Genomic DNA, 11,949 nt, shown 5'->3' with positions numbered 1-11,949 from the left:
CTCTCACCCCGCCAGCAGCCGATCGAATTCGGCACGCATGGCATTGATATCGGTTTCAGGCGCCTGCGCGACAAGGCCGGCGGCGGCGGACCAGCGGCGCAAGCCCTCTGCATCCAGCGCGCGCGCATGGGCAACGACGTCCCGCATCTCCTCCATCCGGCCGTTGCAATGCAAGGCCACATCGCAGCCGGCCGCCAGAACCGCCGCCGTGCGCTGACCCAGCGTGCCGGACAGGGCCTGCATGGACAGATCGTCGCTGAACAACAGCCCGTCGAAGCCGATATGACCCCTGACAATGTCGGTGATCACGGTCGGCGACACGCTGGCCGGCAGGGCGGGGTCGATGTCGGTATAGACGACATGCGCCACCATGGCCGCCGGCAGATGGGCCAGCGCCTTGAATGGCGCGAAGTCCCAGACCTCCAGGTCGGCCCGGCCTGCGCCCACCACCGGCAATTCCTTGTGGCTGTCGGCGAAGGCCCGGCCATGGCCGGGTATATGCTTGACGATGGGCAGAACACCGCCGGCCAGCAGCCCCGCCGCCTGTGACCCCGCCAGGCGGGCCACCCTGTCCGGGTCCATGGCAAAGGCGCGGTCACCGATCACATCATGCGCACCGGGGACCGGCACGTCGGCGACGGGTGCGCAATCAACATCGATGCCAAGGTCGGCCAGCGTGGCGGCCAGCAGACGCCCGTGCAGCCAGGCGGCCTGTGTCGCCATCTCCGCATCGGGCAGGTCGCCGATGGCGCGCGCCGCCGGCAGGTCGGGCCAGTGCGGCCCGCGCAGGCGGGCCACGCGCCCGCCTTCCTGATCAATCAGGATGGGGGCATGGCGGCCGACAGCATCGCGAAGGTCACGCACCAGCGCGCGCACCTGCGCCGGATCCTCCACATTGCGGCGGAACAGGATGAAGCCCAGCGGATTGACATCGCGGAAAAAATCCCGCTCTGCCGCCGACAGGACGGTGCCGTCACATCCCAGAACCAGGGCCGCGATATCAGCGGACAATGCTGCACCCCGCACCCTGTGCCGCCATGGCGGCACAGATCTGCTTGGCCCGCGCCTCATCCACCGGTCCGCCCTGGATACGGTAGAAGATACCCTTGGGCAGTTGCACCCGGACGGTACGCATGGGCAGGCCGCCCAGCTCACCGGCGAATTTGCGCTGCAGACGCTGCCATTCGGCCGCGGCCTTGCCTTCCGCATCCACGGCGGCAACCTGCACACGGACGGCGGGGCCGCCCGTGGCGGGCTTGGCCTGCGCCGCGACGGCAGGAGCCGGGGTGGGGGCCGGCTTGGGCGCCGCTGCCACCGGGGGCGGCGCGACGGCGGGGCGGGTCTGGGCCGGCTGCTGCGGCAGCAATTGCTGCGGCGGTTGGGGGGCGGGCACCGGGGCCGGCACCGGCTGCTGCTGTGGTGGCGCAGGGGCCGGGGTGGCGACGGGGGGCGCATAGGTGGGGACCGGCTGCGGTGCCGGCGGCTGATAGGCCGGTTCCTCTGCCGGGGCCTCGCGCATGGCGGCGACGGCCCCCTCCCCTTCCTCCGCCATCGGCATATCCTCCGCCGGTTCCACCATGTCGGCGCGCGGACGCTCCATGGGGGATTCCGGTGGCGGCAGCAGACGTTCCACCTCACCCGGCGGGGTGCTGCCGGAGGGGTTCAGCCGGTCATAGACCAGCTTGTCCTGATGCGGCACTTCCATGCCGCCCGGCTGTTCGGGGCGGATCTTGGTGGGGCTGCTGTCGGCGCGCAGGATCGGGGCCACGCTTTCGGTGCCGGCCCGCATGCCCTGGTTATAGGCATAGAAGATAATGCCGCCGAAAACGATGATGGCACCGGCAAACACACCGATATTCAGCAGGTTGCGTCGGCGCGGCGGTGCCGGGTTGTGATAGCCCGGATATTGCTGCTCATAATCCTGGTAATAGGCATCCTGGGCCTGCTGTGCCGCCGGCCCGGTCGGATAGCCCTGCTGATAATGCGGATCGGCCTGGGGATCCTGCGCCTGGGCACGATAGCCGGCGGCGGCCGGATCGGCATAGGTATCGGGCGCCGGTTGCTGCTGCGGCGGCGGAACGGGCTGCGCGCTCAGCGGCGGCGGCGGGGGCACATGCCGCTGCGGCTGCACATAATCATCCATGGGGCTGGGTTCAGCCTGGGGATGCTGCTGCTGTGGCTGCTGCGGCGGTTGCGGGGCCGGCGGATAGCCGGCACGGGGGCTGAAGGATGGATCGGCGCGGAATTCCGCGCGCGGGGCCGGACGACCCGCCGGGGGCGGCGGGTTCTGGCCCTTGTCATCCTCATCATCATAATAGGTCATGGGAACGGCGCCTCAACGCATTTCCTTGACGGGCTCAACGCCCAGGATGTCGAGACCGCAGGCAATCACCTGGGCCACGGATGTCACCAGCGCCAGACGGGCGCGGGTCAGGTCGGCATCGGCTTCGATCAGGAAACGCATGGATGCGTCATCCTTGCCCTTATTCCACAGACCGTGGAAGGAGGAAGCGAGTTCATAGAGATAGAAGGCGATACGGTGCGGCTCATGCGCTTCGGCCGCCGCTTCGACCATGCGGGGGAAGGACAGCATCTGCTTCACGATGGCCACTTCCTCGTCCGACGACAGACGCGACAGGTTGGCCGCCGCCAGCGATGCGGGCGACAGATCCGCCCCCGTCTCCGCCGCATGGCGCAGGACGGAATGGCAGCGCGCATGTGCGTACTGAACATAGAAAACGGGATTTTCCTTGGATTGTTCCGTGACCTTCGCCACGTCGAAATCCAGGGTCTGGTCATTGCGGCGGGTCAGCATGATGAAGCGGACGACACCGGCCCCCACCTCGTCCACGATGTCGCGCAGGGTCACGAACCGGCCCGCGCGCTTGGACATCTTCACCGGCTGGCCGTCATCCATCAGGTTGACAAGCTGGCAGATCTTGACGTCCAGCGCGCCCTTGCCGCCCGTGATGGCGGTGACGGCGGCCTGCATGCGCTTCACATAGCCGCCATGGTCGGCGCCCAGCACGTCGATCAGGTCGCCGCCACCCCGGCGGAACTTGTCAAAGTGATAGGCGATGTCGTTGGCGAAATAGGTGTAGGAACCATCCGACTTCTTCAGCGGCCGGTCGACATCGTCGCCGAACCGGCTGGCGGCAAACAGGGTCTGGGGGCGCGGCTCCCAATCGTCGGGCTTCTTGCCCTTCGGCGGCTCCAGCACACCGGTATAGATCAGTCCCTGTTCCTCCAGCGTCTTCAGCGCCAGATCAACGGCACCGGCATCGACCAGGGCGCGTTCGGACGAGAAGACATCATGCTTCACGCCCATCTGCGCCAGATCCTCCTTGATGCGGATCATCATCTGCGCCACGGCGAATTCCCGGAACAGGGGCAGCCATTCCGCCTCCTCCGCGTTCAGGAACCTGTCGCCATACTGGTCCTTCAGCGCCTGCCCCACGGGGACCAGATAGTCACCGGGATAAAGGCCGGCGGGGATTTCGATCGTCTCCCCAAACGCCTCGCGGTAGCGCAGGTGGGCGGAGCGGGCCAGCACATCGACCTGGGCGCCGGCATCGTTGATGTAATATTCCTGGGTGACGTTGAAGCCGGCCTTGATCAGCAGCCGGGCCAGCGCGTCGCCCACCACGGCGCCGCGCGTATGGCCCACATGCATGGGGCCGGTCGGGTTGGCCGAGACATATTCGACATTCACGGGCCTGCCCTGGCCCAGATTGCTGGACCCGAAAGCAGCACCCAGGTTCAGGATGTCGGCCAGACGCGACAGCCAGAGGCCGGTATCGATGCGCAGGTTCACAAAACCGGGACCGGCGACCGACGCCTCGGTCACGCTGGCCGTATCCTTCAGCCGGGCGACCAGGGCCTCGGCGATGGCGCGCGGCGGTTTTCCGGCCGGCTTCGCCAGGATCATCGCGGCATTGGTGGAAACGTCGCCATGCGACGGGTCACGCGGCGGTTCAACGGTGATTCGGGAGAAGTCCAGCCCGGACGGCAGGTCACCAGCCTGAACCAACTGGTTCAGGGCATCATGGATCTTGGCTTCGAAGTCTTTGAAAACGTTCATTTTTCCAAACTTGATCGAGTGTATCCGGGCATGACGCGACCAACGCGGAATCGGCCGATCCGCGAAGTCATCCGGCACCCTACACCGAACCTTCGCGTCCGCACAGCATGCAGAAATGAAGGGCGGGAATGTGGCGGCCAGCCACCGGGAATGCGCGAGCAGACCAACAATTGCTGCAACGCACCTTAACCCCCTTCCCTTTTGGTGTTACCGTCATCCCACCGTCATCCGACGGTCGCATATCGGTTGGGGGACAGGAGCGAATGGGTATTCATGTCGCGTTGAACCACAAGACCATCTACCGCTACGACCGGCCCGTCAGCCTGGGGCCACAGATCGTGCGGCTGCGTCCGGCCCCCCATGCGCGCACGCCCATCCTGTCCTATTCGCTGAAGGTCACCCCGAAGAAGCATTTCCTGAACTGGCAGCAGGACCCGCAATCCAACTGGCTGGCCCGGTTCGTCTTCCCGGAAAAGACCACGGAATTCACGCTGGAGGTCGATCTGGTGGCCGACATGGCCGCCATCAACCCGTTCGATTTCTTCCTGGAACCGGCGGCGGAGAAGGTGCCCTTCACCTATGACCCGCTGCTGGCCAAGGATCTGAAACCGTTTCTGGAAACCGAACCCGCCGGCCCCCTGCTCTCCGCCTTCCTGGCGGAGATCGACCGGTCCGAACAGGCGACCGTCAATTTCCTGATGGGCCTGAACGCCAAGCTGCAACAGGCCATCGGCTATGTCATCCGCCTGGAACCCGGCGTGCAGACGCCGGAGGAGACGCTGGAGAAATGTACCGGGTCGTGCCGCGACAGCGCCTGGCTGATGGTGCAGGCGCTGCGGCATCTGGGCCTGGCCGCGCGTTTTGCGTCGGGCTACCTGATCCAGCTTGTCGCCGACCAGAAGCCCCTGGAAGGACCAGAGGGGCCGACGGCGGATTTCACCGACCTGCATGCCTGGTGCGAGGTCTATCTGCCCGGTGCCGGCTGGATCGGGCTGGACCCGACCTCCGGCCTGATGGCCGGTGAGGGGCACATCCCCGTCGCCTGCACACCCGATCCGTTCAGCGCGGCCCCGGTCACCGGCGGGCTGGACCCGTGCGAGGTGTCGTTCGAACATAAAATGTCGGTGACCCGCATCCGCGAGCAGCCGCGCACCACCAAGCCCTATTGGCCCGACCAGTGGGCCGCCATCGACACGCTGGGCAAGCAGGTGGACCGGGAGATCGTGGCGGGCGACATCCGCCTGACCATGGGCGGGGAGCCGACCTTCATCTCCATCGACGACATGGACGGGGCGGAATGGAACACCGCCGCCCTGGGCCCCACCAAGCGCCTGCTGTCCGGCGACCTGATCCGCCGGTTGAAGCGGCGCTTCGCGCTGGGCGGCCTGCTGCATTTCGGCCAGGGCAAATGGTATCCCGGCGAAAGCCTGCCGCGCTGGGCCTTGCAGCTTTACTGGCGCAAGGATGGCGACGCCCTGTGGACGCATGACGAATATCAGGCCGACGAGCGCAAGGATTACGGTTTCAAGGCCAGCCATGCGGAGGAATTTATCCGCACCCTGGCCGAAAAGCTGGGCATTCCCGGCGACTATGCCCGCGCCGCATTCGAGGACCCCTGGTACTACATCAACAAGGAACGCAAGCTCCCCATCAATGTCGACCCGTTCGACAGCAAGCTGGAGAATGAGGAGGAGCGGTCGCGCCTGGCCAGGGTGTTCGAGCGCGGGCTGGACCAGCCCATCGGCTTCGCCCTGCCCCTGAACCGCCGGCACGAGGCGACGGGGCCGGTCTGGCTCTCCTCCGCCTGGTCCACGCGCTCGGAGAAGCTGCTGCTGGCACCGGGTGACAGCCCCGTCGGCTATCGCCTGCCGCTGGGGTCCCTGCCCTGGGTGGCGCCGGCCGAATATCCCTATCATTACGAACAGGACCCGTTCGATCCGCGCACACCCCTGCCCGCCTATGAGGAACTGACGCAACTGGTGGCGGAGAACAAGGGCAGGACGGAACCCAGCGCACGGCACCGCCGCATGGCCGATGTCCGTGAGGGCGTGCCCGACAAGGGCGAGTCGGCCTGGTGGGTGGTGCGCACGGCCCTGTGCGTCGAGCCGCGCGACGGCCGCCTTTATATCTTCATGCCGCCCACCTCCTATCTGGAGGATTGGCTGGAACTGATCGCCGCCATCGAGGCCGCCTGTGTCGAACGCGACATGCCGGTCGTGCTGGAAGGCTATGGCCCGCCCAAGGACCCGCGTCTGGCCAGCATCGCCGTCACCCCCGATCCGGGCGTGATCGAGGTGAATATCCATCCGGCATCCAATTGGGACGAACTGGTCGCCAACACGACGGACCTGTACGAGGATGCGCGGCAAAGCCGGCTGGCCACGGAGAAATTCGCCCTGGATGGCCGCCATGTCGGCACGGGCGGCGGCAACCATGTGGTGGTCGGCGGGCCGACGCCGGCCGACAGCCCGTTCCTGCGCCGGCCGGATGTGCTGCGCTCGCTGCTGACCTACTGGCAGAACCATCCGTCGCTGTCGTTCCTGTTCTCCGGCACCTTCATCGGCCCGACCAGCCAGCATCCGCGCGTGGACGAGGCTCGGCATGACAGCCTTTACGAGCTGGAAATCGCCTTCAAGATCCTGGACGAGGCGGGCGCCAACTGCCCGCCCTGGCTGGTGGACCGGGCGCTGCGCCATCTGCTGGTCGATGTGCAGGGCAACACCCATCGCAGCGAATTCTGCATCGACAAGCTGTACAGCCCCGACAGTTCCACAGGCCGCCTGGGCCTGCTGGAACTGCGCAGCTTCGAAATGCCGCCGCATGCGCAGATGAGCCTGGTGCAGCAATTGCTGCTACGGACCCTGATCGCCTGGTTCTGGAAACAGCCCTATCGCGCCAAGCTGGTGCGCTGGGGCACCAAGCTGCATGAACGCTTCATGCTGCCGCATTTTGTGGCCCAGGATATCCAGGACGTGGTGTCGGACCTGCGTGGCGCCGGCTATGCGTTCGAGGAAAGCTGGTTCAAGCCGCATCTGAACTTCCGCTTCCCCACCCTGGGCCATGTCAGCCAGCGCGGTCTGAACCTGGAATTGCGGTCGGCGCTGGAGCCGTGGCATGTGCTGGGGGAGGAGCCGGGCGGCGGCGGCACCGTGCGTTTTGTGGATAGCAGCCTGGAACGGGTGCAGGTGAAACTGGCCGGCGCGACCGACGACCGGTTCGTCGTCACCTGCAACGGGCGCAAGGTTCCGCTGCATCCGACGGGCACCGAAGGGGAGTTCGTGGCCGGCGTGCGATACCGTGCATGGCAGCCACCTAACTGTTTGCACCCAACGATACCCGTGCATACGCCGCTAATCTTCGATATCGTGGATAGTTGGACGGGTCGCTCGATCGGCGGCTGCACCTACCACGTGGCACATCCGGGCGGGCGGAACTTCACCACCTTCCCGGTCAATGCCAACGAGGCGGAGGGGCGGCGGCTGGCCAGGTTCTTCCCGTTCGGCCACACGCCGGGGCCTATGGCGGCCCCGATCGAGATCAGAAACCCCGAGTTCCCGTTGACCCTTGACTTACGCCTTGGCTGATCTTCCCCGCGACAGAGCGGACGCATCTGCGGAACCCTGGGACGAAATGGTCACGGGGGATGGACATGTGCGCGCGCACTGGCAGAGTTTCATCTCATCCGGGGCGGCTGACAGCGCGTCGATGGAGGAACGCTGGGACGCGGGCCGGCGGCTTCTGTTCCAGAATGGCGTGACCTATCACGCCTATGCCGACCCGCAGGGGGTGGACCGGCCCTGGCCGCTGGACCCGATCCCGATGCTGCTGCCCCAGTCGGAATGGCAGATGATCGCGGAGGGGCTGCGGCAACGGGCGCGGCTTCTGGACCGGATGCTGGCCGATCTTTATGGCGAGCAGACGCTTCTGCGCGATGGCGTTCTGCCGCCGGCACTGGTCCTGGGCGATCCGGGTTTCCTGCGCGCCTGCCACGGCATGAATCTGGCGCCGGGCGCGCGGCTGACCCTGGTGGCCACCGACATGGTGCGCGACCGCGACGGCATCTGGCGTGTCCTGGACAGCCGCACCCAGGCCCCGACGGGCACGGGCTATACGCTGGAAAACCGCGTGGTGATGAGCCAGACCCTGGCCGAGTCGTTCCGGGGTTGCAATGTCGAGCGGCTGTCACCCTTCTTTGAGCAGTTGCGCCAGACCCTGATCAATCTGGCCCCGCGCCGGTCGGGACCGGACGGATGCCCGCGCCTGGCGCTGCTGACGCCCGGCCCCCTGAACGAGGCCTATTTCGAGCATGCCTTCCTGGCCCGCCATCTGGGTCTGACCCTGGTGGAGGGGGCGGATCTGACGGTGCGCGATCAGGCGGTCTATCTGAAGACGCTGGGCGGGCTGGAACGGATCGACGTGATCCTGCGCCGCGTCGATGATGATTTCTGTGACCCGCTGGAACTGCGCCCCGACAGCGCGCTGGGCGTGGCCGGGCTGGTGGAGGCCGTGCGGGCCGGCAATGTCGCCATCTGCAACAGCCTGGGCAGCGGTCTGACGGACAGTGTCGCCCTGATGCCCTGGATGGCCACCCTGACCCGGCATCTGCTGGGCGAGGCGCCGTTGCTGGCCGATGTGCCCACCTATTGGGGTGGGGATACGCGGCAGCGGGCGGAGATGGTGGCCGGGCTGGACCGGCTGGTCTTCCGCCCCGCCTATTCCAGCATGGGCCACCGTACCACCTTCGGGCCGGAACTGACGGCGGCGGGACGGGCCGAACTGGCCGCCAGCCTGCGCCGCCGGCCCCAGGATTGGGTGGCACAGGAACCGGTCGTGCCCTCCACCGCCCCCGTCTGGCGCGATGGAAAGAAGGTAGCCCGCCCCCTGGTGATGCGCGCCTTTGCCTGCGCCATGCCGGATGGCGACTGGATGGTGATGCCGGGCGGTCTGGCCCGCATTTCCGCCGACGAACGCTTTGCCTCGGTAACGTTGCAGACGGGCGCCGGGGCCAAGGATGTCTGGATCGTCGGCGCCAGCCTGGGGCAGCCGCAGCGCCGGCGCGGCACGGCCGCCATGATGCCCGATGGCGGCGGCGACAGCGGCCCCCGCGCCGGTGATCTGCCGTCACGATCGGCCGATCATCTGTTTTGGGTCGGCCGTTATGCCGAACGGGCCGATACCGCCGTCCGCACCCTGCGCGCCGCCGCGCGCCGCCTGTCCGACGATGCCCATCCGGGCGCGGAGGAGGAACTGGTGCCGCTGCTGCGCCTGATGGGCTTCAACGGCCTGATCCCGCTGGAGATTTCGGCCCTGCCCCAGGCAGACGCCGTGCGCGGCATGCGCCAGGCGCTGGAGATCGTGGCCGATCCGGCCAATCCGGGCGGGCTGCGCGCCACCATGGACCGGTTGCGCCGTGCCGCCACGGGTGTGCGCGACCGCCTGCCCGGTGAGTTCACCCGGGTGCTGACCGTGCTGGGCGAGGTGGCGTCGCAGCCGCTGAAGGCCGACCCGGCCGCCATGCATCTGCGCCTGGACGAGGTATCGCGGCTGCTGGCCTCCCTGATCGGTCTGGAACTGGACGGCATGTCGCGGGGGCCGGCCTGGCGGTTCCTGGTGCTGGGCCGGCGTCTGGAACGGGCCATCGGCATTGTGGGCGCCTTCAATGGCTGTGGCCTGGGCGCCGGCACGGCCGGGACGGTGGCGTCCCTGTCGGTGCTGCTGGAACTGGCCGCCGCCGGCGCCGCCTATCGCGACCGGCATCCGGTGGGCATCCGGCGCGAACCGGTGCTGTCGCTGCTGCTGGCCGATGACGACCATCCGCGCTCCCTGGCCTTTCAGATCAAGACGGTGCAGCGGCAACTGGTGAAACTGCCCGCCATCGATGGCGAGGGCCTGTCGGTCAACCCGACGGTCCTGGCCAACCAGTTGCTGGAAACGGCGGCGAACCTTGTCGCCGACCCGCAGCCGACCCGCGACCCCACAGCCCTGGCCGACCTGACCGAACGGTTGGGACGGCTTCTGCCCGAAATCTCCAACCTGCTCAGCCAGGCCTATTTCAGCCATGTCTTTGCCCGCACGACGTGAAGAGGATGCCGTGGAAGGCAAGGAACGCGGTGCCGTGCGCTATCACTGCCGGCATGTGACCCGCTATGGCTATGCCGACCCGGTGACCAGCGCCCATATGCTGGCCCATCTGGCCCCGCGCGCCCATCCGCGCCAGACCTGCCACATGGCCACCCTTTCCATCGTGCCCTGGCCCGGCGTCGTGACGGAGCGGCGCGACTGGTTCGGCAATCCCGTCACCTATGCCGCGCTGCAGACGCCGCACCGCGAACTGGTGGTCACGGCGGAGATCGAGGTCACGGTGGCCCCGCCGCCGGCCTTCGTGCCCGAGGCCACGCCCTGCTGGGAAGAGGTGGCGGCCCTGGCCACGTCGCAGGGTGAAACGGCGGAGTTCGTGCGTCCCTCGGCGCGGGTGCCCCTGGCCGACATGGCCCTGACCCTGTTCGCCGCCGCCTTTTTCCCGCCGGGCCGGGCGGTGGGCGAAGGGGCGCTGGACCTGACGCGGCGCATCCATGCCGATTTCAGCTTCGACCCCACCGCCACCACCATCAGCACGCCCATCAGCGAGGTCCTGACCCGCAAGCGCGGCGTCTGTCAGGATTTCGCCCATCTGATGATCGGTGCCTTGCGGGCGCTGGGTCTTCCCGCGCGCTATGTCTCGGGCTATCTGCGCACCCTGCCGCCGCCGGGCAAGCCGAAGCTGCAGGGCGCCGATGCCAGCCATGCCTGGGTGCAGGTCTGGTGCGGCCCGGATGATGGCTGGATCGACCTGGACCCCACCAACGGGCGGCAATGTGACACAGACCATCTCACCCTGGCCTGGGGCCGGGATTATGATGATGTCTGCCCCCTGCGCGGGGTGATCCTGGGCGGCGGCAACCATGGCGTTCTGGTTGCCGTGGACGTGGACGCCGTGGAATAAGGACCGGACCGGCGACCCGTGAAGGCCGCCGCCCGCACGGCGATCCTGTTTGCGCCCGCCCTTGCCTCTGCCATCATAGGCCCTTAACCGCGATCCGGTACCACGGAACAGTCAGACCGACCCATGCCGCACGCCCCCTCCTGGTACGCCGCCACGGCGCATCCGTCGCCCGCCCGCCCGATGCTGATGGGGGATACGAGCGCTGATATCTGCATTGTCGGCGGTGGATATACGGGGCTGGTGACCGCCATCGAACTGGCCGGCAAGGGCCTGTCGGTTGTTGTGCTGGAGGCGGAAACCGTGGGCTGGGGCGCATCGGGGCGCAATGGCGGGCAGATCGTCACCGGCTTCAACAAGGGCATCGGCGAGGTGGAGGGGCTGGTCGGCAAGCAGGATGCCCGCCATCTCTGGGACATGTCGGAAGAAGCCAAGCGGATGCTGGCCGATCTGGTGGAACAGCACGGCATCGATTGCGACCTGACCTGGGGCTATCTCCTGGCCGCCCTGAAGCCCCGGCACATGACCGCGCTCGACGAGCATCAGACCGAACTGGAAGAATTGGGATATGACAGGACGCGCATGGTGGGGCGCGACGAAATCCGGGGCATGGTCGCCACCAACGCCTATCTGGGCGGCCTGTATGATGCCGGCAGCGGACAGCTTCACCCGCTGAACTATGCGCTGGGCCTGGCGGCGGCGGCGGAGCGGCTGGGCGTGCGCATCCATGAGGGCACCCGCGTGGTGCGCATCGACACGGGCAGCCACCCCAAGGCCTACACGGCCACGGGCACGGTGTCGGCCCGCTTCCTGGTCCTGGCGGGCAATGCCTATCTGGGCGGGCTGTGCCCCCCGATCCGCACCCGGGTGATGCCGGCGGGCACCTATA

General features: G+C 67.5%; 7 protein-coding genes. 4 read left to right on the top strand and 3 right to left on the bottom strand.

Going from position 1 to position 11,949, the window contains the following annotated elements; translation table 11 throughout:
* Positions 1–3: 3 nt before the first annotated feature.
* Genes nagZ through argS form a run of 3 tightly spaced genes read right to left on the bottom strand, consistent with a single transcriptional unit; the run spans position 4 to position 4,081 of the window.
* The gene (gene nagZ / locus KBA48_RS14480; RefSeq protein WP_292907524.1) at positions 4–1,011 is read right to left on the bottom strand and encodes a beta-N-acetylhexosaminidase; all 1,008 of its coding nucleotides are present in this window, start codon (positions 1,009–1,011) and stop codon (positions 4–6) included.
* Entirely contained in the window at positions 1,001–2,323 is a 1,323-nt protein-coding gene (locus KBA48_RS14475; protein WP_292907522.1) for an SPOR domain-containing protein, read from the bottom strand. Before KBA48_RS14475 ends, nagZ begins: the two co-directional genes overlap by 11 nt.
* 12 nt (positions 2,324–2,335) lie before the next feature.
* Positions 2,336–4,081 (bottom strand): arginine--tRNA ligase, encoded by a 1,746-nt coding sequence (gene argS, locus KBA48_RS14470; RefSeq protein WP_292907520.1) that lies wholly within the window; start codon positions 4,079–4,081, stop codon positions 2,336–2,338.
* 263 nt (positions 4,082–4,344) lie between these two features.
* On the opposite strand from argS, the gene KBA48_RS14465 reads away from it, so the two are divergent.
* The 4 genes from KBA48_RS14465 to KBA48_RS14450 form a co-directional block, all read left to right on the top strand.
* Positions 4,345–7,665, top strand: a complete 3,321-nt coding sequence (locus tag KBA48_RS14465; protein WP_292907518.1) for a DUF2126 domain-containing protein — start codon at positions 4,345–4,347, stop codon at positions 7,663–7,665.
* A gap of 67 nt (positions 7,666–7,732) precedes the next feature.
* Positions 7,733–10,162: a circularly permuted type 2 ATP-grasp protein gene (locus KBA48_RS14460; RefSeq protein ID WP_292907516.1), complete on the top strand. Its 2,430-nt coding sequence runs from the start codon at positions 7,733–7,735 to the stop codon at positions 10,160–10,162.
* On the top strand, positions 10,140–11,063 hold the full coding sequence (locus KBA48_RS14455) for a transglutaminase family protein (protein WP_292907514.1): 924 nt from the start codon (positions 10,140–10,142) through the stop codon (positions 11,061–11,063). The genes KBA48_RS14460 and KBA48_RS14455 overlap by 23 nt, the downstream gene beginning before the upstream one ends.
* Positions 11,064–11,186: 123 nt before the next feature.
* The coding region (locus KBA48_RS14450; protein ID WP_292907512.1) for an FAD-binding oxidoreductase at positions 11,187–11,949 on the top strand (763 nt) is incomplete at its 3' end.

Origin of the sequence: Niveispirillum sp. (assembly GCF_017996735.1) — a bacterium.
Lineage (GTDB): Bacteria > Pseudomonadota > Alphaproteobacteria > Azospirillales > Azospirillaceae > Niveispirillum.
Note: the sequence above shows the minus strand (reverse complement) of the source record. Positions and strands in the feature narration are given on the sequence as shown.

Coding starts and splice junctions, on each gene's coding strand:
- argS (WP_292907520.1), bottom strand. CDS start 4,081: ATGAACGTTTTCAAAGACTTCGAAGCCAAGATCCATGATGCCCTGAAC.
- KBA48_RS14475 (WP_292907522.1), bottom strand. CDS start 2,323: ATGACCTATTATGATGATGAGGATGACAAGGGCCAGAACCCGCCGCCC.
- KBA48_RS14455 (WP_292907514.1), top strand. CDS start 10,140: ATGTCTTTGCCCGCACGACGTGAAGAGGATGCCGTGGAAGGCAAGGAA.
- KBA48_RS14465 (WP_292907518.1), top strand. CDS start 4,345: ATGGGTATTCATGTCGCGTTGAACCACAAGACCATCTACCGCTACGAC.